Origin of the sequence: Paenibacillus kribbensis (genome assembly GCF_002240415.1) — a bacterium.
In the GTDB taxonomy this organism is placed as follows: Bacteria; Bacillota; Bacilli; order Paenibacillales; family Paenibacillaceae; genus Paenibacillus; species Paenibacillus kribbensis.
Genome location: NZ_CP020028.1, coordinates 3,881,148 through 3,902,230, shown reverse-complemented (window position 1 = coordinate 3,902,230; position 21,083 = coordinate 3,881,148). Strand labels below are relative to the sequence as shown.

Genomic DNA, 21,083 nt, shown 5'->3' with positions numbered 1-21,083 from the left:
GCACAGTTTGGCCTTGTTGGTTATTAAGTATATTCACGGGGATGTACGATATGTGATGGAACTCGATTTAATTTCTTTCTATCCCAGCCACAATAGTCGAACTATAGCCATACTCACAATACCGACAACGACGGTAGCCAGCAGGTTTTTGCTCCACAAGGCAGTCACCAGCGTAGGGAGGACAGCTATGAGCACTTGCCCATTCAGAGTGACCGAGGTTTCGGTCCGGACGAGCAGATTTTCCATCACGAGTGCTGTGAAAATACAAATGGGAATATAGGAGAGCCATTGCAGCACTGTCTTGGGCAGCGCCAGCTTTTGCAGCACGACGAAGGGAATGATCCTTGGGATCGCCGTGACGATCATGCCGCCGATAATGATATACAGGACATGGGGATGGATGTTCATTTGTCGGTTAACACTCCAATCGTTGCGGTAATCATCGTAGCTGCTATGACCGCGATATGCGATGGCACCCACCAAGATAAAAGGTACATCAGAACAGCCATACACAGCACGAGCAGCAGACGGTGCTTGAGCTTGGAGGCCTGTATACTTTGCAGCTGAGAAATGAGCAGGGCAAGAAACATGGCTGGCAGGGCAAAGTCCAGACCCAAAGCCTCCGGCCTGGAAATCCAGTTCCCGAGAATCCCTCCCGCCACGCAGGACGCAATCCAGACGAGATACGCCGTTATATTGAGCCCGTTCATCCAGCGATCGCTTACCTGTCCGCCTTTAGCCAATTTATCTGATGCTACCCCAAAGGATTCGTCTGTTAAAAGAACGCCGATACCTATGTTTTTCCACAGAGAATATTTAGTAAAATAAGGAGCCAGCGACGCGCTTAATAGCAGGTGGCGGGCATTCACAATGAATGTCGTTAAAATAATGACGGATGGAGGACTGGCGGTAGCCAGCATTGAACACATAATAAACTGAGACGCTCCTGCGTATACAAGTGCTGACATCAGAGCAATTTCTATCGTGCTAACCCCGGATGAGGCCCCCACTATGCCTGCTGCGAACCCAATGCATACATAGCCGAGCAATGTAGGAATACAATCTTTAACCCCCTGTAAAAAGCTGAGTGAATCGGGCTCCGTTCCACTCAACTCCGTTGCTATGGACATTTCAACCTGACCTCCAGTGCATAATTTTTATAACAGTATACAACGGAAGTTTAAAAATAATCAATATATTATACATTTGTATGTTATATTGAATATCTCCTGTGGCGAGCAAGCTGTCTTTTGTGTATTCTTCTTATATAGACTTTTGGACACGAGGAGGCACGATCTGTGGATTCAATGCAATACATTATCGGCTCTAATTTAGCCCAAATCAGGAAGACCAGAGGACTTAGTCTGGATAAGGTGGCTGAACTAACAGGGGTCAGTAAGGGTATGCTGGCTCAGATTGAGAAAGGGAAGTCCAATCCTACAGTGACCACACTTTGGAAAATTGCGAACGGCTTGCACGTATCCTTTTCCACCTTTCTCAAAGAAGACCCCCCGCAAATCACGAAAATTAGCAGGGAAGACCTGCATCCGGTTATTGATGAGGACGGTAACTATTTTGTGTACCCTGTATTCCCGTATCATTCGGAAAAGAAGTTCGAGGTGTTCACGGTAAGTCTGAAGCCGGGCTTTACACACCAGGCAGAGAAGCATCTGGGAGAAGAATCGATTCTCATGATCCGCGGGGAAATGTACTTTGAAATGCAAGGGCAACAGCTCAAACTGAGCGCAGGGGATGCCATACAATTTCAGGTGTCCGACATACATACCTACCGCAATGATTCGGATGAGGATGCGGATTTTTATGTATTGATTTATTATGCGGATTAGTGGGATGATGAGGATAGCCTGAAACAGGCTTCTGTATGAGGATTTTGCAAAGTTCTGAGATATTAAAAGATAGCAACTAGGAAAAGTGAGGAAAGAAAACCCATGGAAAGCAAGTACATCCGAGAAACCTACTGCTTCAAGACGTCCCGCGTATTTCCCAACGATGTTAACAATCATAACACACTTTTCGGAGGCAGACTGATGTCGTATATCGATGATATCGCATCAATTGCTGCTGCCAAGCTGTGTCGTACGAACACAGTTACGGCTTCTACGGATTCGGTGGATTTTCTACTGCCTATTCATCCGAGCGATTCCGTCACACTGGAGGCATTTGTTACCTGGACAGGCCGCAGCTCGATGGAGGTTTTCGTAAAGGTGATCCGCGAAGGGCTAATGACAGGTGACCGCAAAATTGCCGCTACGGCCTTTCTGACCTTCGTGGCACTGGACGAGCACAACCGTAAAGTGACCGTGCCGCAGGTGATTCCGGAAACAGAAGAGGAAATGCAATTGCACCAGACGGCTCCATCGCGGGCAGCAATACGGCGTCAGCGCAGGGAAGAAAGCAAGCAGCTGGCGAGTTTCCTGACGACAGATTATCCGTGGGAAGTGTAACGTATCAGAGATCACCAACTTCATCATTCTTTATCATTTTTACGTAAAAGAGGAGCCGGTATTCCGTTGCAATCATCCATGATTGGCTCGGAATACGGCTCCTTTTGAAATTTATGAAATTTTTAAAATAAGCTGAGCTATTCTGCTTTAACTACACGGAAATGCTGATTCGTCCCGCCATTATCGACCCATTGAATGGCCTTGGCTCCATCGGCGGTGGCACCTTCAGAAATGTCGATCAGCTTGCCGGTCGCCCGATTTTTCAGCTTGTAATAACCTCCGGTTACGGATACCAGCTGCCAATGCTGGCTGGACCAGCCTCCGTCGCTCCACTGCTCGATAACTGCACCATCCGTTGTTGCACCGCTTTCAACACCAATCAGCTTGCCGCTGTTGCGGTTCACCATTTTATAATATCCGCCGCCTGCATCCTTAAGCTGCCATTGCTGGCTGGCAGTTCCCGAGTCCGCGCGTTGCTCCAGGTCTGCGCCGTCCGTTGTCGCATTGCCAATGATGCCCAGCGGCTTATTGCTCTTGCGGCTTACCAGTTGATAGTAGGCGTCCGGGTCAATGACCATTGGCGTGGTTACACCCTCCACTACACCACTGGCGGTGTCGATATGAATGCTGTCGAACCAGTCCATGGCTAATGAAGTCGCGGTTGGAAAACGCAGCGGCAGCCACACATATTGAGAATCCTGTACAGGACCGCTCCATGCCCCTGCCCAACGGTCACCCAAATACAAGTACGAGGTCGCCTGCGTACCTTCAACTGGAATGACGTAGGCCGACTGTGAACCATAGGTTGTACTGTCCCCGAAGTTTATCGTATTGCTCCAGGTTCCTTCAATGCTGGATGCCGTAGCATACTTGGCCTGATTGGGATTCCAGCCGGTTGCCCCCGATGTAATCAGGAAATAGACATCTCCTTTTTTGAACATTGCCGGAGCTTCACGATATTGTCCCGGCCACAGTGTAGTCACCAGCGATTCAACCTGCAGAAAATCCGGTGTCAGACGATAAATGTTCAGATCGGCATTCACACGCGTCGCCGAGATCAGGTAAGCCGTTCCGTTGTCATTGTATACCGTCATATCGCGGGAATCGTGATCCAGAGGACGGAAGCTGCCTTGATACGTATAATCGCCATCCACAGTATCGGAGGTGGCAACTGCAACCCGAGCCTCGTTGTAATTTACTCCGTTTTCCTTGTGCATCCACAATACGTATTTACGTGTTTTTTCATTGTAAATCACCTTTGGACGCTCGATATTCGACACATTCAGCTCAGCTGCCGAGCTGCTGGTCAGCACATTTTTGCGAAATTCCCAGTTTTTCAAATCTGAGGAACGATAGGCGGATACCGCCTTGAACGTCCCGTTGGGATTACGATTTTCACCAAACCAATAATAGTACCCGTCCACTTTAATCATACCGCCCCCATGGGCATGGACGACGTTTCCAGCAGTATCCTTAAACTGAATGCCATTCACAATATTCGCCGAAGTTGCTGAAGCGATTTTAGGTGAAAACATTTGGAATATGCTCAACGTCAGCAAAATCGTAAGCATAATACACAGCAAGCGAACAAAATCGTATTTCATTGTTTCGTCCTCCTCTATGTGTGTTTTTTAAGCGCTTACATGAATGAGTTCTATAGAGCAGCTTTAAAGAGCTGCTCATCCCAATTGTATCCATATTGAATTGAAAGTGCTAGAGTAGTATATTGACCATGTACACGGCACACGCCATCCATATCTGACAGACTTTCAATCGAACGGTGAGTGTTGCGAACGGGCTGATATCCATTACGGCATAGGAGGCGACCATGGAAATATACGCGATTGATACAAGCAAACCGGAGGCTGAGGCTCACTATGAGCTGCTGTTAAACCAGGTTTCACTGGAAAAGCAGCAGAAGCTGGATCGTTTTTTGCATCGGGAAGACGCTCTGAGGGGCTTATACGCCGATGTGCTGTTAAGATGGCTGGCTTGTCGGCAATTGAAGATACCTAATGCCAGCCTTCAGTTTACATACAATGCTTTCGGCAAGCCTTCCTTGTTGAATACACCGGCATTCCATTTTAATGTTTCTCATTCGGGAAAATGGGTGGTATGCGCCCTTGATGATCATCCGCTCGGCATCGACATTGAACAGCTCCGTCCTATTGATTTTGAGGTAGGCAGGGTATGCTTTTCGGATACAGAGTATGCTGCGCTAATGCGTCAGGATGCAGACAGTCGCTTATCCTATTTTTATGATCTATGGACGCTTAAGGAAAGCTTTGTGAAGGCCGAGGGACAGGGATTAACACTACCTTTGAAGTCTTTTTCATTCGAGTTGAGGGCACATTCGTTCATAGGCTTCACGACCGAGGGGTTCACCACCGAGTATTGCCATTTTAAACAGTATGAGCTGGATCAAGAGTATAAACTGGCTGTCTGTGCAGCTCATGACCACTTTGCCCGGCAGATACAGCAGGTAGATATAGCTACACTACAATCGGAAGTATCGACACAGGCGCAATTATGAAGGGAATAAGTGTTATAGCTTAAAAAGGGGATGAGCAGCGTTGACGTTCGTTTTGTTCAAGCATGGCCGGTTGTATGGGGATTGGGCTTCCAAAGGAGATTCAATCGTGGTGCAGCATGGCCGCATACAGGCCATCGGATATGCATGGGAGCTTGAATTGCAGCTGTCCGGCAAGGAGTATAAAACTGTGGATTGGGAAAACGCCTATGTGCTTCCAGGCTTAACCGATTCACATATGCATTTGTCCATGCATGGGTTGAAGCTGGCGATGCTGGATCTGACATCAGCTGCCTCCAAGCAAGAGATGTTGGACATGCTGCGCAAGCGGGTCGCTGTAACACCGCCGGGAGAGTGGATTTTAGGGCTTAACTGGAACGAAAATGCATTTATTCCTGTTGAAATTCCCGGTATAGACGAGCTGGATGCCATTACAGATCAGCACCCGGTCTATTTGACCCGTACATGCTTTCATACATTCTTGGCCAATTCAGAGGCATTTCGACGTGCGGGTATTAGCGACAGCACCCCTGATCCAGCCTCGGGAGCCTACGGGCGAGATGCTGAGGGACGGTTAAACGGATTGATTTATGAGGAGGCATCCTTCGCCTTTACAAGCGTACAGCCAGAGCCGGATTATGAGATTAAAAAGGATACAATTCGACGGGCATGCCTGGATGCGCTACGTCTCGGTCTAACCGCTGCGCACACGGAGGATTTACGTTTTTTGGGCAGCGTGGAGACGATGCAGCGGATTTACAGGGAGCTGAGGGAAGAAGGCCTTGCCTTTCGTACACACCAGTTGATCTATCATCCATTTTTGAAAGAAGCGCAGGGACAAGGGCTGCGTGCAGGTGCTGGAAATGAATGGTATAAAATCGGTGCCATAAAAATGTTTGCCGATGGCGCCATTGGCGGAAGAACTGCATTATTGTCCGAGCCATACAGTGACGCTCCGCATACCCGCGGGATGGCGATTCAACCGCAGCCAGAGCTGAATCAGATGGTGGCGGCAGCCAGAGCGGCAGGCTTTCCGGTGGCTGTACATGCCATAGGCGATGGGGCGGCGCACATGATTTTGACAGCGATGGAGACCCATCCGCTTACGGAGAAAAGCGGTTTGCCGGATCGCCTGATTCACGGACAGGTGCTTACGGCTGAGTTGGTCCAGAGAATGGCGAAGCTGCCGCTGATTGCGGACATTCAGCCGCGTTTTGTCGCAAGTGACTTCCCATGGGTACTGGATCGGGTTGGAAAAGAACGGACCGAATATTTATATGCCTGGAAAAAGCTGCTGGATGCAGGGATTCCATGTGCTGGCGGCAGTGACGCACCGATTGAGCCGCTGAGCCCTTTTCTCGGGATGCATGCAGCTGTAACTCGTACCAAGCCGGAAGAAACGCACGAGGGTTATCTTCCTGCCGAAAAGTTGGATATTCATGAAGCCATTCATTTGTTTACTACGGGAAGCGCAGTGGCAGCCGGGGAGGAGGATAAAAGGGGATGGATTGCTGAAGGCAAAGCCGCTGACTTTACGGTCATTGACCGCGATGTATCGGAAAGCCCGCAAGCTTTGCTTGACGTTAAGGTACGAATGACGGTTGTGAACGGGAAAATCGCGTACCAGTCGTAGGCTGGCGATATGTATACTAAAAACCTTCAACTTCACTTTTCACGTGAGGTTGAAGGTTGTTCGCTTTTACAAGCCACGCTGTAGGAAGCGGTCTGCATTTTTTATACTGGACCACAGATCAGAGCTTGCCCCGCCCGGATACCAGTAGGCGAAGCCTGCAAATCCTTCATCCTGTCCCAATCGATACTTAAGGGTAAAGGATCGTCCTTCCTCCAGCCATAGCTTATGCCGCTGCGTGTCTTTGTAAGACACCGTATACTGCTGAACATCCTTATTCCACACCGGTTTGGAAGAGGCACGGGACATGAGCTGATTTTGCTCATTTAGTGAAATGTCAGAGGAAGCAACTGATTGGCCGCTCGCATTGAGCGTCCAATTCCTTGTAAATAAAGGCAGCGCCAATATTGCCTTGCTAGGATCGGTCGTTTGCTCAAAGCGTCTCACGCTTTCACGGAGCCATGGCAATGAGGATACGGAGCCGGGAGTCGAGCTGCCTCCCCAATGCTCGTCATATCCCATGAGGATCATATAGTCTGCCGCAGCGCCAAGCTGCTTATAATCAAAGGCGGCAGTCCAGTCCGTGCCGTAATCAGGCGATACGCAAATGGCCAGTACAGCATTCAGGCTTTTCAGCTTGGCTTTTAATTGCTGGATGAACAATGTGAGATTGGCTCGATCCTGTCCGTCTACATTTTCAAAATCAATGACAAGCCCGTCCAATTTATGGACAGATACGGCATTGACAAGCTGGTTTATAGTTTTACTCCGTAAAACCTCACTGGACAAAATTTGATGGGTCATCGTCAGGTTGGAGCGATTGCCGACCATAGCCCAGACTTTTTTATGATGCTGTTTGGACCAGGCAAGAAGCGGCGAATCCGTATAGTCGCTGAGGCTGCCTGTTTCGTTTAGAAAAAACCAGCGTGGTGACAGCGTGTTAATGTTGGACTGCAGCACGGTGTTTTCAAACTGCTGAACGGTTTGGTCATATTGCCACCCTAGTCGGATAGAAGTGGCGGAGGAAGCGGTTGGCCGGGCATGCTGCGTGGAATACGCCAGCAGACGTTCCAGTATGGCCGCTGTTTCTTCTCGGGTGAGGGAAGATGTGGGGTGAAAATACTTGTTTTCACCTTTCATAAAGCCGTAACGATTCACGGTGTTGACAGCTTCAAGCGCCCAATCTGCAATCTCATCAGCATCTGTGAAAGAGGAAGTGGCTTCTCCTGCTCCCCCCGAAGAGCGGATAAGACGTGCGATCATCAAGGCCGCTTCTTGTCGGGTTACAGAATGGTTGGGCTGGAATGTAGCGGCCGTTCCTCCTTGGACGATATCAAGCTGGGAAGCAGCTTCGATCCAGCCGTAATACCACGCCTGTTTGGATACATCCCGATAGGAAGCAACGGTCGCTTTTACAGACTGCAGACCGAGCGTGCGATCCAGTGCAGTAACCCATTCGGCTCTCGTAACTGCTTTTTTGGGGGAGAAGAAGCCTGGTTGTGTACCTGTCAAGATCCCTTTAGCGTGCAGGGAAATGATAGATTGATAGGCGTAGCTGTGTGAAATATCCTGAAACGCTACGCCGGATGCTGCTGCCGGGGCAGCTAAATATGAAGTGGATGTGGTGAATATCGTTATGGCTGTAGTCGCTGCCAGGGTGAGCCGGGTTAACCAACGTGATCGCTTGGAACTCATACCGAATAACCTTCTTTTTTTATGATAGATTGTAGATACATGGATCGTCACTCGACGAATAATACTATCAAAAATAGTAAATTTATTCATTGCTAAATTGCTGGAAAAATATCAAAAACCCCGCTACCTGTAGGGTAAGCGGAGCTAGATTTTGAAACTATGCTTTTTTGGCATACATAATACCGATGGTCTGAGGTCCACAATGACTCGATATGACGCACCCGGCTGTAGCCAACAGCACCTCTTGTGCATTCGTTTCTTCCTTCAAACGAGCTTGCAGCATGAGCGCATCTTCCTCGGCCAAAGCATGTACGACAATGATGATGTCGTTATCCATCTGATCCCGCTGGTTCAGGGCGTTTTGCAGCATCTGATCCAGTGCTTTTTCACGTTTGCCACGGACTTTGTATGCAGGCGTCATTTTTCCGTCAATGACTTTGATGACCGGACGAATTTTGAGCAGACTGCCGATCAGGTTCTGCATTCCTGAGCATCTGCCGCCTTTGTACAGATATTCGAGTGTATCAATGACAAATTCCGTATCCACCAACGGTCGGGTTTTCGTCAGCATCTCTACAATCTGCTCCATCGTATTGCCATTTGCTGCTGCGCGTACAGCTTTCATCACAAGCAGGCCAAAGCCGCATGATAAATTCAGAGAATCAAAGACCGTGATGCGGCCTTCCGGGAATTCAGAGGCAGCGAGCAGTGCATTTTGATACGTCGAAGACAGCTCAGAAGACAGACTGATATATAGAATGTCGTCCCCTTGTTCTATGTAGGGAGCAAAGGCTTGAATAAAATCAGCTGGAGAAGGTGCAGCGGTGCGCGGCAATTGTCCCTCGCGGCTTACACGCTGAAATAATTGTTCCGGCTGAATGTTCACCCCGTCCTGTAATGCTTCATCACCAAACACGGTATACAATGGTACAATGCTAATCTCGTATTGTTGGCGCCAGTCGGCAGGAATATCACTGGTACTGTCCGCAAAAATTTTGATTTTGTTCATACATAGAATCCTCTCTGTGTGATGCGGGAAAATTATAAAGATTGTACGGAGGAAGGATAAATATCCGCAGTGCTATTCGGAATGGCAAGGCCGATGGCAAGAAGTGCAATAAAGCCCACAATAATGAGTGCATTAATGATCAATCCTGTGATAGCAAAGGCCTTCTTACGGTTTTTCAATGCGATTCCAATAATACCGACCACAAGTCCGCTACAATTCAGCAACAGACTGCCTAGAAAAATAAAAGGAAGCAGCACCGTTCCGGTTTGTTGCAGAACGACTTCCGGATTCATTGTTTGGTACTGGCTGAAATGAGCAAGCAGATTAATGACCATAATAGCCATAATAATATATCCGATCAGACTGACGAGCGACATAATAAATGAAGCAATCCCGGGACCGGAGTGCTTGAGCTTGACCGGAGGCTGGAACACAGGAGCTTCTGAAAAAACAGGGTGCTCCTCAGACGCAGCAGGCTTTTGCAAATCAGGATCTTGGTAACTCATGGTTTCAACTCCTTGAACATAGTCCGAACAGGTACTAATTTTCCACAAAATAAACAAAAAAGCAAGCCATCTTACACATTACCCTCCAAAAGGCAAGGTCTAAACATCAAATTCTGCAGGAATCCAACCATGCAGGCTAGCTGGTAAACTTCATACCTATTCGATAAAATAAGAAGAACGTTGGGATTAATGAATGAGAAGAAAGGAGTACATAAATATGCAACGTAGATGGATAATTGTGGGATCCATAATGATGCTGTTGGCAGTAGCCATTGGAGCGTTTGGAGCACATATTGTGAAAGCGCGAATTGACGCGGATGCATTAGCTGTGTATGAAACAGGTGTAAAATATCATATGATTCATGCTGTCGGTTTGCTGATCATTGCATTGGCTGCCGGGCAATGGGGGGCTTCAAACCGTTTAAGATGGGCAGCGCGTCTGCTGTTCACGGGTATAATTTTGTTTTCCGGCAGCCTGTATGTGCTAAGTTTGACCGGAATCCGTGTCCTGGGTGCTATTACCCCATTGGGGGGCGTTTGTTTTATTGCAGGCTGGGTATGCCTGGCCTGGGCTGCGATGGGGCTGAAGAAAGAGGATTAGTGACCCGATTCGGGAATACGAAAAAAGAGAATCAATAGGAAAAGCGTATCGCTTTCCTATCAGTTCTCTTTTTTTCATGCTTTAGTTCGTGTTGGAAGTCATAGTGTTTACGTTGTAATTTCATCAATTTCATTCATTTTAAAGGAGTACACTTGCTTCTCATCCACATGATACACACTCAGCAAGTTGTTAGCATGATCCAGGTTGAGAATGCGGCAGGGAATGCTGCGCTGTCCGCCATAGCGATTCACGATTAAACGCACAAGTGTATTATCTTGTATATAGCGTTGAATCCATTCATATGTGTTAAGTTCTTGTTGTGTTGCAGGCTTTGGCTGTGTGCGGGATTGTTTGATCTCTTGAACGGCAGCTGGCTTAGTCATAACCGCGGCGGACTTCTTTTTAGAAAACCTCTCCGCAAGCTTAGTGGCGGGGTCCAATGAGTCGTTACCAGACTGTTTTTTTAGATACAAAGCAGCTTCGATTAAATTACCAAGTTCGATGCCAGATTGAATCCGACTATCGGCAATTTGATCATGTTGGCTCAAGAGGTTAAGCAAGAACTGAAGGGCCTCTACGTTCGAACGACCTTTAACTAATACATCAACATTAAATAAATAACTGGTTTCGTCTTGATTTGATTCCTTTTTCATACATCCTCCAGCCCAAGCCCTGGGTATATAGTCTTTTATATTATTTATCAATATATCATTAAAATGTAATCTATCATAGTACCTTAGGCCCTAATATTGGATATTAACAAAAATTAACTCTGCATAAAGACCTATGCATCAAAATTTCTTGAAACTGTCCGAATTGTAGGCTTAAAGCCCATTATAAATATATATCGAGAATAAATGAGGTGGAGGGCGAAATCAAGAGGTTTAAATTTTAAATATTTTACAGTTAGCAAAATAGGAAAAGACCCCTCAATAAAAGGGGTCTTCGACATATCCAAAACGTGGTCATATTATTATAATTGCTATGAAAACAGGTTTTAGCATGGCCCCGTATTGGACACAGGTCCATTCATGTTCATAGTCATTTCCCTTTGCTTTACTGGTTGGAGTAGACACGCACACATGGATGGGGGCCTCGGGTTTAACGGGGTACTTTTTTTCGATGCATTCGAATTCCTCCCAAAGGATTTTCTTATCGGAAGCGTGGGTTTAATTTCACCTGTGAGCCCTTGCCGCCCGTCTGGATTCCAGTGTCCTTCACTCCGGCTTCCTTTAGGTCGACCAGCAGTCGCTCCAGCACCGCTTTGGCGACAGGGGCTTCCTTCGCGCCGGATGATTTGACAACCAACTGTACTGGCTTGCCGGAACGCAGATATTTGTCTGCCTGACGCAGCTTCGTATCGTAATCATGCTCTTCAATATGAGCAGTGAAGCGCAGCTCCTTGATTTTTCCTTACCGCTCTTTCCAACAGCTCGCCCGACATTTGTTTTGCGTGCTGCGGACTCTTTTTGCGCGAGCGCTTTCCCCTTGCCCTTCGGAACCAGGGCGCAGGGCGGTGGGCTGCTCATCAATGAGGTACAGACCAGGTCCGCCCCTTTGGATTGGGCCATAGCCAAGGCTTCTGCCTTGGAGACCATACCGAGCTGCTCCCCTCCGAGTCCGGTGAGCATCACCTCGTCCGCCTTAATTTGCTCGTTGATTAATACTGCCACGTTAATGCAGCCTCCCTTTAAAACAATGATAAAGCTATCATAAACGGAACACGTTTGCGATTCAATTTGGATTTCTGACTAACGAGTAGCCGCACTTTTGCAAAAAATTGCTGCTTACACTATTTCAATAGAATCCTTATTGACAAAAATCGTTAACCCCTATACCCTTTTTAGTGATAATGATAATCATTGTCTAAGGCGACGTATACATATAGGGGTGAATGAAGAGGAATGAAGAAAAAGTGGAATGGTCTACTGTTATTTATGGTCTTTACTATTATGCTGGGTGGTCTGCTGGCTGGCTGTGGTCAGGTGGGGGATAGCTCGAAGACGGGAGCCAGTCCGGGACCTAAACAGACGACTCCAGCGGCTGGACCAGTGACGGTGCAGGATGATCATGGGGAAGTCAAGCTGGACAAGCCGGCAGAACGTGTCGTTGTACTCGAATGGACGTTTACCGAAGATCTGATTGCACTTGGGGTGCAGCCTGTCGGAAATGCGGACAATGCAGACTACAAGCTGTGGGTGACGCCAGAGGCGAAGCTGGCTGATTCCGTTACGGATATAGGCACACGGGGCGAACCGAATCTGGAAGCAATTGCGGTGCTCAAGCCGGATCTTATTATCTCTAACGCAGATAATAATGCAGCCATCTATGCACAACTTAAGGGGATCGCACCAACGATAGAATACGATCCTTATAAAGGGAACGGCTATGATTATGACCGTATGGTCGAAATTTTCAAGCAGATCGCTGTGGCTACCGGGAAAACCGAGCAGGCTGATAAAGTTCTAAGTGAGCTTGACCAGCATTATGTAGAGGCAAAGGCTGCATTGGAAAAAGCGGGAAAAACGGACTTCCACTACGCGCTGACACAGGCCTTTACGGCTCAAAATGCCGCCAGCCTACGCATGTTCAAGGACAACTCAGTTGTAGTGGAAACACTGTCGAAAATCGGCATGGTGAACGATTGGAAGTCGGACAAGACTGAGAAATACGGATTTAGCACGGTTGGCATCGAAGCCCTGCCTGCTGTACAGGACAGCAATTTCATCTACATTACGCAGAAGACGGACGATGTTTTCGGAACCGCCATGAAGAACAATTCGGTCTGGAACGGACTGAACTTCGTCAAAGGCAAACGAACCTATCCGTTGGATGGAACAACATGGACCTTCGGTGGCCCAATCTCATCCAAAGTGCTGGTTGACCAAGTGGTCGGGGTTCTGACGAAATGACCCAGACAGGCACAGCAGGATTGTCGAAGGTCTGGCGTGTAGGGGGCATCTTTGGGGGCGGTTTGGCCGTCCTTGCTGTGCTTTTTTTTGTAAGCTTGTGCTATGGAGAGTCATCCATACCATTGCGTACAGTCATTGAGGCGTTGGTCCAGCGACAGAATACACTGGACCACAATATGATTTGGGATTTGCGAATGCCACGCACGGTCATTGGAATCCTGGCTGGCGGTGCACTGGCGATTGCTGGTGCATTGTTGCAGGCGATTACCAAAAATCCGTTGGCAGCTTCTGATACACTCGGAATTAACGCTGGAGCCTACTTTGTAGTTGTGCTTGGTGCGGTGATGTTCCCTGGCTTACTGCATCAAGCGCCGTTTCTGTTCGCTGCCATAGGCGGTCTGCTGGCGGCAATGCTCGCTTATTTCATGGGCGGCGGGCGAAAGGGAAGTCCAATTCGATTGGCGCTTGCGGGCTTGATTGTATCTATGGTCCTCGGTTCGTTTACCGGAGCACTGCATATCTTTTATTCTTTTGAAACACAGGGGCTGTTTCTCTGGGGTTCCGGCTCACTGGTGCAAAACGACTGGAGCGGTACGATTTACGCCTGGCCCTGGGTCGTAGGGCTTTCAATTATTGCAATTCTGCTGTCGAGGCAGTTCGATGTTCTCGATCTGGATGAGTCCACATCCACGTCCCTGGGGCAAAGGGTTGGCTTGACGCGGGCTGTGGGTATTGTATTATCGGTACTGCTGTCGACGGTTACGGTGAGCGTCATCGGACCTATCGGGTTTGTGGGGCTGGTTGCTCCGCATTTGGTACGCTTAAGCGGCCTGAAAATGCACCGCTGGGTACTGCCCGGCACTTTCCTATGGGGAGCGCTACTGCTAACGGGCGCTGACGTGCTGGCGAAAATGGTTCACCAATCAAGCATGAATCTGCCAACTGGAGCAGTTATGGCATTGATTGGGGCCCCGTGGTTAATTTGGCTGATTCTCTGGAAGATGAAGCTGCCTTCCGGCAGTGGCGGACAGTCTTCAATGAACATAGGTGTCCGTGCACGCAAATTGCCTTTCGGCAGGCTGGCCACGCTGTTCGGGTGCGTAGCTGTGCTGTTGACCGTATTCAGCCTGATGTTTGGGGGAATGCGTATTCCGGTAGGCGATCTGCTGTCTGGATTGTTCGGCGGGGAGAGCGCGAATTCGGCCTTGCTACAGTTCCGGATTCCACGCACGCTGGTGGCGGCCGGGGCAGGCATCGCGATTGCGGTTAGCGGCGTTTTGATTCAACTGGCTGTTCGTAATCCGTTAGCCGATGCTTCGATCATCGGGGTCTCTTCAGGAGCCGGATTCGGCGCGCTTGCAGTGATTATCTTGTGGCCCGGTCTGCCCGTATATATGCTGCCAGTCGCGGCAATCGCCGGAGCAACGGTCTCGGCGGCGGTGATTTTCTTTCTGTCCTGGAACAAGCATCTGAACCCGTCTGTTGTGATATTGCTTGGGATTGCCGTATCGGCAATTGGATCAGCCGGAATTCAGGTGTTGATCATTCAGGGCTCACTGTGGGGCAGCACGGGGTATATCTGGCTGACGGGCAGTACCTACGCTCGAAGCTGGGGACAGGTGATGACGATTCTGGCCTTTCTACTCGTGCTGCTGCCAGTAGCCTGGTGGCTGGCTCGTCGCTTCGATCTTTTGGTATTTGACGATAGCAGCGCCATGGGACTGGGGCTTCCGGTGCGGCGCACCCGTTTACTGGCGATGGCAGTGGGTGTACTGCTAGCGGGCGGAGCGGTAGCCTGCGTGGGTACGATTGGCTTCATTGGATTGATTGCTCCGCATATCGTGCGCACGCTGATCGGGCACCATGTACGCCGATCCATTATTCTGTCAAGCATTTTGGGAGCGGTAATGCTGGTGCTGGCTGACACGATCGGACGGACGGTGCTTGCACCGACGGAGATTCCTTCCGGGCTGCTGATCGCCCTGATTGGCGCTCCATATTTCCTGTACTTGATGTATCGCTCCAATAAAATCAAATCAGTGTAGTGAAGCTGTACATGATAAGGCTGTTCCCAAACGGATTTTCCGAGGGGGAACAGCCTTTTTATGAATTGAGTGCAGTTGAAGTAAACGTGCGTTAAACTAGAGAGGGAAGGTAGAGAAATAACGTAAGTTTGAAAATTAATAGAGAAAATTTCTATGTAAACCCTACCAAAAGGGAGCTTAAGTAAGTATCTGAAAGGTATATGATAATGTTCCAGAAGATGGTACAATGGATTGCGGAAAGGCTATACAATCATCGGATTGCAATAGTCCTCTTTAAATGTTGATTATCCTAACAAGTTCCTGATAAGGGGTGGTTAAATTTGTCCAATACAACCACGATACTCACAGAGATAACGAAGCATATGAAAGATCATGATTTAATTCTAAGCGACCTAGCGAGAGAAGCAGGAATGAATCCGGGGACCATGAGTAGTGTTATTAATGGGAATCGTACTCTTTCAGTGGATCAGCTTGATCGAATTACGAAAGCGATGGGGCATCCTGTCGGCTATTACTACGAACGTTATGTGTCTGAATATTTAGCAGAGGCTAACCCGAATTGGCGTCGAATGAGTCCTTTCTTACATAATTGTGCAAAATTAAATAAATTGGACTGTATTCACGAAGTTGTAAATCTGTTGATGGATAAACTAGGCTATTCAGAATCCTTATTTGAGCTTGCGGAAGAACTATTTCATGAGAAGATGTACCAGGCGGCAGCCATACTTTATGAAAATGTAGCTGTAAGTGAGAAGAAACAATACTCAGAACGTTTGGCGATGTGTCAGTACCGCTTGTTCCAAACAAGGCAAGGAGACAACCAGGAGAAAAACTATGAAGCAGCAGTTCAATTTGAAATATATGTTGAACGGTTAGATGAGATAGATCAGCTAGAGGCGTTAAAGGATTTGGCGAATACATATCGTTCGTTACGTAAATGGGACAAAGTAGAATTATTCGCTAAAGCTCTAGGAAATAAGGCCAAAATTCAATATAATTTGGAGCAAAAAGGGTATCATGTAAAAAAAGGAAATGCGAAGAAACCTAATTTTCCTTTGTTTGCGTATTGGGCATTCTCGCATTTACTTCGTGCACAAGCCTGTGATGAGAGAAAAGATTATGAGAAGGCACTTCAGCATATTAGAAAGTATACTGATTTAAGCTGGGTTACGGATACAGATGAAGAAACTTTGGAATGGAAAAACAAATATGAAGACTGGGCGGTAGTAAATACGTACGTAAATAAGCTTCTTTCTGGCGATAAGAGTGTTCTTCCCAATTACGTAGCTTATATCTCTTCAAGAAAAGACGAGGTTCTGCCCGCGCTTGATAATATCCTTGAGGCGGCTAACCGATATCAATTTGATGTAGATGATATTTTAAAGCAATTCGAGGCGAATATTTCATCCTATCTGGAAGAACAGAAGGTTGAGAGCTTTTATACTCAACGTTTTATAACAGAACGCTTTGTGCATTTTTCAAAAGAAATAGCAGTTTACTATTTGACCAAAGGAAGATTTGCTGATGGCTTTCAATTTTTATTAAACTGTTTGGAAAAATCTGCATCCACCAATAATAAATCGTATATAATTAAATGTATGAGGCTGTATGAGTTTTATCAGGAGTATGCACCATCTGAGACGAAGACAGCGTACAGAAATTTAATGCACGAGGTGGATAAAGATGAAACGTAAAATATTTCTGACCTTTTTAGCAAGCAGTTTTATGTTAGTAGCGATAGTGACTATGCCCTTATATTTTTATAATCAAGGGTCCAGCCATCAATCAACTCACCATGGCGAAATGTAATCATTTCGTTTAGAAATAAGACGATATAATTAGTGAAAGGGCAAGATGGTATGATCCGTCTGGTCCTTTTTTTTATATCACCTGTTTTATTGTACATGCACCATAAGGCTGCTGCGGATACATAGAGTAAATTGAGACTAAATGGACATTTGAGCTATACATCTTCGTTAGGAATAAAGAACCAAATTCATGTCGCATTGTGGAATATATTGTTTTTAATGTAGATAAAAAGAAAAATAATCGGTATATTGGTATAGGAATGATATTCCAGCGAAAAGTCTATTTCATCAGGATTGATTAGAAGATTCCAAATTTCCTAAGAGGGGTGCTAACCTTGAAAAAACTATTGGCTTCCAAGAAAAAACTTTTTTCTATGGTCGGAATATTATCTTTTGCCGTGATTTCTATTAGTTCTATTTCTTTTGCTACTAGCTTTACCGGGGGAAGAAGCTCTGCCAATTTTAATGCATATTATGACTCCTCGGTTTCTAAAAATGGCTATACTGGTGCCTATGATACCGCACGTTCCGATTGGAACGCTGCATCTGGATCAGTAAACATTGGTAAAACGACATCGACGAGTGGGAACCCAGATAGATATTATGTCGGTTCTACAGCCACTTCGGGTTTATTGGGATTGACAACTCCGTATAAAACAACTGGTGGTGTAGCGGGAGTAAGCGATAAATGGGCATATGCCACAGTGGTGATTTATCACAACCAGATGCAGGCTTATGGTATGAACTCCGTACAAAAAACCTCCAATGCAACCCATGAGGTTGGTCATACGTTATCTCAAGCACATCCATCAACTTCTAGCAGCTCTGTTATGAAACAAGGTATCCAGTCTATCGGTGTTCAATCCTATGACAAGCAATCCTTAATTGCTAAGTGGGGAAACTAATTAGCGTAATTACTAATTTGGGAAAAGGGGTACTGTTATGACTTTTAATAAAAAAATAAAGCTGGGTATTTCTGTATTAGCGATAGGGGGATTCATTGCTTCAGGGGGTCTTTTTTTTACATCTACGAACGCTTCTCCAAAATTTTCAGAACTGAATACTCCCAAAATTTCGCTGGAAGCTTCTTATATTGATTATAAAACTGTAAGCGAATTGGACTCCAATGCAGAGCTTATTGTGATAGGGACTCCTTTGCAGGGGTTTGATAATCGACAACATATCGTTACAAGCTTTGATGATGGTACGATACAAGACTTTTATACACTTACGAATATAAAAATTGATAAAGTAATTAAATCACCCGAAGGCACAGCATTAAACGTAGAAGAGCCTCTGTCTATCGTGGAACCGATTTCTTATATTGATGATGCTGGAGGCAAGAAAAAAATAGCCTATGAGGATTATACTGAGTTGAAGCAAAATGAAAAAAGTATTATTTTTCTCAAAAAAAATACACAAGGGCAGTATAGTGTGATCAATATGGATCTTGGCAAGTTTGCTATTGAGTCATCATCTCAATCTCCCAGTTCTTCGGTGGATAAACAAGACTCCAAAGAACAATTTAGAGAATCTGTGTTGGAAAAATATGGATTAAAATAAAATCAAAAAAAGACCTGTTTTTTGAATAAAACCAAAGAACAGGTCTTTTTAGTTAATTTTTAGTTTTCATGAGTAATTTTTTTATTGAATTTGTGGAGTTGACTGATAATTTATATGCAGTATGGGGATCTTTCTTATTTATATACATAGCATTGCTGGTCGAATCGTTAGAGTTAATCCATAAATAATAAGACTCTTCAGTTTCATCCTTGTGGAAAGTAAGCTCGTAATTTGGAGAAGCTGTATTAACAATACCTGATATTTTTTCTGATGTATTCATTGCATTGATAAAAATCTTGGTGTCAGTTTTATCCTTGAATGTAGCAAGTACATCTTTTTTAGTCAGCTGTTGCAGAGTGGTGTCCTTTTGTAGTTTATAAACGATAAGCGTCTCCTGTTCCTTTGCGCTTTGAGCAATAACTTCTTTTTCTGCGATAGAGCTGTAAGTAGTTATTAACAACAGCACGATAGTCAAAAATAAGATTCTACTTTTCCGCATAATAAGAGCTACCCTCTTTCTGAATTTTGCCTATTTGCTTTATAGACGATCTATATTGGAAAAATGTTTCAGTTTGAAAAAATGGAAGAGCCTATAGCCCCGAGAAGGTATCTAAAGTAAATAACTGAAAGGTATATAGCTTTGTTCCAAAAGATGGTACAATTATGGGTGATAAATTGATTTATTCAACTACATATGGCGAGTCTACGTTGAAAGGGTGGTTTATTCATGAAAATCACACTTACGATTAGAGCAGAATTGGAACAATATCTAAAACATAAGGGTTTGAGCATGACCGAGTTTGGACACATCGTTGGTTTAAATGTAGGTACGGTTAGCAGTATTGTTACTGGAAATCGTGTTTTATCCGTTAACCAATTGGATCGCATAACTACCGGGATGGAATTACCGCCAGACTATCTTTATGAACGTTTCATTGAAGAATGTATTAAGGAAGAACCGCTGAACTGGCGAAGAATTAGTCCTTTTTTGTACCGATGCGTAGAGCTTGACCGACTTGATTGCTTGCAGCGCGTTGTATTTCTGCTGTTGGATAATCCTAAATATTTGCCATCGCTCTTTGAAGTTGCTGAAAATGTATACAAAGACGGTTACAATGAAGCAGCGGCGTTCCTGTACGAAAATGTAGCAGTAAGCGAGAAGAATCAACATTCGGATAATTTTGCAGTTTGCCAGTATCGATTGTTTACGATTCGTATTGGAGACGATCAAGAGAAAAACTATGATGCGGCTGTTCAATTTGAGCCTTACGTTGAACGGTTAGATGAGATAGATCAGTTAGAGGCGTTAAAAGATTTGGCGAATACATACCGTTCGTTACGAAAATGGGATAAATTAGAACTATTCGCTAAAGCTATGGGAGACAAGGCTAAAATTCAATACAAACTGGAGCAGCAGCGATACCATGTGAACAAAGACAATTCGAAGAAACCCAATTTTCCTTTGTTTGCTTATTGGGCATTCTCCCATTTACTTCGTGCAGAAGCTTGTGAAGGGAGGAAAGACTACGAGCAAGCACTTCAGCACACTTATGCTTACGCCGATTTGAGTTGGGTGAATGCTACGGATGAAACTGCTTTGAAGTGGAAGAGGCAATATGAAGACTGGGCAGTAGTGAATACGTTTTTAATTAAGCTTCTTTCTGGCGATAAGAGCGTTCTTCCCAATTATGTAAATTATATTTCTTCAAGAAAAGATGAAGTTCTTCCTGCACTTGATATTATTCTTAGGGCGGCAAATCGGTATCATTTTGATGTAGATGTTATTTTAAAGCAATTTGAAGGAGAAATTGCCTCTTTTCTGGAGCAGAAAAAAGTGGAAGGGTTGTATACTCAACGCTTCACAACGGAGCGATATACTCATTTCTCAAGGGAATTGGCGATCTATCTTTTGCGTAAGGGGAGGTTTTCAGACGGCTTCGCATTTTTGTTCAGTTGTTTGGAAAGGTCTGCTGAAGCTAATAATAAAATACAAGCCATCAGATGTATGAGGTTGTTTACACATTTTAAAGAACATGCATCTGCTCATACGAAGGCAGTCTACGGAAATCTGATTAAAGTGGTTAACGAAGATGAAGAGTAAGTTGATCGCCCTTCTAGGAATGTGAAAATAAAATGGTCTCAAGTTCAAGATCACAGTAGAACCTGGAAAATTGACTATGATCAAGAGGTTCAAGCATTACAAGCTTTCATAGCAATTTTTAATTTACTGATCTGTACTGTTTCATTCTATTAAAATCTTATAAACGACAGAATTTTGTGACCGCATTTGTGACCTTTTTGAGGGGGATAAGCATGTGA

At 45.6% G+C, this 21,083-nt stretch carries 19 protein-coding genes and 1 pseudogene; 11 read left to right on the top strand and 9 right to left on the bottom strand.

The window, feature by feature from the left end; all coding sequences use genetic code 11:
- Positions 1–78 precede the first annotated feature (78 nt).
- Both B4V02_RS17360 and B4V02_RS17355 read right to left on the bottom strand, forming a co-directional pair.
- Positions 79–408 carry an AzlD domain-containing protein gene (locus B4V02_RS17360; RefSeq protein WP_007429616.1) on the bottom strand — a complete coding sequence of 110 codons (330 nt, stop codon included), beginning with the start codon at positions 406–408 and terminating at the stop codon, positions 79–81.
- Positions 405–1,130, bottom strand: a complete 726-nt coding sequence (locus B4V02_RS17355) for an AzlC family ABC transporter permease (protein WP_094155740.1) — start codon at positions 1,128–1,130, stop codon at positions 405–407. Before B4V02_RS17355 ends, B4V02_RS17360 begins: the two co-directional genes overlap by 4 nt.
- A 168-nt stretch (positions 1,131–1,298) precedes the next feature.
- Here B4V02_RS17355 and B4V02_RS17350 point away from each other — a divergent pair, with 168 nt between their 5' ends.
- Together B4V02_RS17350 and B4V02_RS17345 are read left to right on the top strand one after the other, a co-directional pair.
- Entirely contained in the window at positions 1,299–1,847 is a 549-nt protein-coding gene (locus B4V02_RS17350) for a helix-turn-helix domain-containing protein (RefSeq protein ID WP_007429618.1), read from the top strand.
- 102 nt (positions 1,848–1,949) lie between these two features.
- Positions 1,950–2,465 (top strand): acyl-CoA thioesterase, encoded by a 516-nt coding sequence (locus tag B4V02_RS17345; RefSeq protein WP_094155739.1) that lies wholly within the window; start codon positions 1,950–1,952, stop codon positions 2,463–2,465.
- Positions 2,466–2,602: 137 nt separating this feature from the next.
- Here B4V02_RS17345 and B4V02_RS17340 read toward each other — a convergent pair whose 3' ends face one another.
- Positions 2,603–4,069, bottom strand: a complete 1,467-nt coding sequence (locus B4V02_RS17340; RefSeq protein ID WP_094155738.1) for an RICIN domain-containing protein — start codon at positions 4,067–4,069, stop codon at positions 2,603–2,605.
- A 224-nt stretch (positions 4,070–4,293) separates the two neighbouring features.
- Here B4V02_RS17340 and B4V02_RS17335 point away from each other — a divergent pair, with 224 nt between their 5' ends.
- Positions 4,294–4,998 (top strand): 4'-phosphopantetheinyl transferase family protein, encoded by a 705-nt coding sequence (locus B4V02_RS17335; protein WP_094155737.1) that lies wholly within the window; start codon positions 4,294–4,296, stop codon positions 4,996–4,998.
- A gap of 40 nt (positions 4,999–5,038) precedes the next feature.
- On the top strand, positions 5,039–6,628 hold the full coding sequence (locus B4V02_RS17330) for an amidohydrolase (RefSeq protein WP_094155736.1): 1,590 nt from the start codon (positions 5,039–5,041) through the stop codon (positions 6,626–6,628).
- Between the two features lie 66 nt (positions 6,629–6,694).
- Here B4V02_RS17330 and B4V02_RS17325 read toward each other — a convergent pair whose 3' ends face one another.
- The 3 genes from B4V02_RS17325 to B4V02_RS17315 all read right to left on the bottom strand — a co-directional run bounded on the left by B4V02_RS17325 (position 6,695) and on the right by B4V02_RS17315 (position 9,835).
- Positions 6,695–8,320, bottom strand: a complete 1,626-nt coding sequence (locus B4V02_RS17325) for an S-layer homology domain-containing protein (protein WP_094155735.1) — start codon at positions 8,318–8,320, stop codon at positions 6,695–6,697.
- Positions 8,321–8,477: 157 nt separating this feature from the next.
- A complete protein-coding gene (locus B4V02_RS17320; RefSeq protein WP_094155734.1) occupies positions 8,478–9,329 on the bottom strand; it encodes a DegV family protein in 852 nt (283 codons plus the stop codon).
- Between the two features lie 32 nt (positions 9,330–9,361).
- Positions 9,362–9,835 carry a hypothetical protein gene (locus B4V02_RS17315; protein WP_094155733.1) on the bottom strand — a complete coding sequence of 158 codons (474 nt, stop codon included), beginning with the start codon at positions 9,833–9,835 and terminating at the stop codon, positions 9,362–9,364.
- A gap of 217 nt (positions 9,836–10,052) precedes the next feature.
- Here B4V02_RS17315 and B4V02_RS17310 point away from each other — a divergent pair, with 217 nt between their 5' ends.
- A complete protein-coding gene (locus tag B4V02_RS17310; RefSeq protein WP_094155732.1) occupies positions 10,053–10,436 on the top strand; it encodes a DUF423 domain-containing protein in 384 nt (127 codons plus the stop codon).
- A gap of 107 nt (positions 10,437–10,543) precedes the next feature.
- Here the strand turns inward: B4V02_RS17310 and B4V02_RS17305 are convergent, their stop codons facing one another.
- Entirely contained in the window at positions 10,544–11,089 is a 546-nt protein-coding gene (locus tag B4V02_RS17305; RefSeq protein ID WP_094155731.1) for a hypothetical protein, read from the bottom strand.
- A gap of 499 nt (positions 11,090–11,588) precedes the next feature.
- A pseudogene (gene infC / locus B4V02_RS27110) lies at positions 11,589–12,109 on the bottom strand (translation initiation factor IF-3).
- A gap of 231 nt (positions 12,110–12,340) precedes the next feature.
- On the opposite strand from infC, the gene B4V02_RS17295 reads away from it, so the two are divergent.
- The 5 genes from B4V02_RS17295 (at position 12,341) to B4V02_RS17275 (ending at position 18,764) form a co-directional block, all read left to right on the top strand.
- Entirely contained in the window at positions 12,341–13,348 is a 1,008-nt protein-coding gene (locus B4V02_RS17295; protein WP_094155730.1) for an ABC transporter substrate-binding protein, read from the top strand.
- A complete protein-coding gene (locus B4V02_RS17290) occupies positions 13,345–15,393 on the top strand; it encodes an iron ABC transporter permease (RefSeq protein ID WP_094155729.1) in 2,049 nt (682 codons plus the stop codon). The genes B4V02_RS17295 and B4V02_RS17290 overlap by 4 nt, the downstream gene beginning before the upstream one ends.
- 320 nt (positions 15,394–15,713) lie before the next feature.
- Positions 15,714–17,087, top strand: a complete 1,374-nt coding sequence (locus tag B4V02_RS17285) for a helix-turn-helix domain-containing protein (protein ID WP_094155728.1) — start codon at positions 15,714–15,716, stop codon at positions 17,085–17,087.
- A 449-nt stretch (positions 17,088–17,536) separates the two neighbouring features.
- Positions 17,537–18,106 carry a hypothetical protein gene (locus B4V02_RS17280; RefSeq protein WP_094155727.1) on the top strand — a complete coding sequence of 190 codons (570 nt, stop codon included), beginning with the start codon at positions 17,537–17,539 and terminating at the stop codon, positions 18,104–18,106.
- A 37-nt stretch (positions 18,107–18,143) separates the two neighbouring features.
- On the top strand, positions 18,144–18,764 hold the full coding sequence (locus tag B4V02_RS17275) for a hypothetical protein (protein WP_094155726.1): 621 nt from the start codon (positions 18,144–18,146) through the stop codon (positions 18,762–18,764).
- 52 nt (positions 18,765–18,816) lie between these two features.
- Here B4V02_RS17275 and B4V02_RS17270 read toward each other — a convergent pair whose 3' ends face one another.
- Positions 18,817–19,230: a YhfM domain-containing protein gene (locus tag B4V02_RS17270; RefSeq protein WP_482811891.1), complete on the bottom strand. Its 414-nt coding sequence runs from the start codon at positions 19,228–19,230 to the stop codon at positions 18,817–18,819.
- 261 nt (positions 19,231–19,491) lie between these two features.
- Here B4V02_RS17270 and B4V02_RS17265 point away from each other — a divergent pair, with 261 nt between their 5' ends.
- Positions 19,492–20,865 carry a helix-turn-helix domain-containing protein gene (locus B4V02_RS17265; protein WP_094155724.1) on the top strand — a complete coding sequence of 458 codons (1,374 nt, stop codon included), beginning with the start codon at positions 19,492–19,494 and terminating at the stop codon, positions 20,863–20,865.
- Positions 20,866–21,083 lie beyond the last annotated feature (218 nt).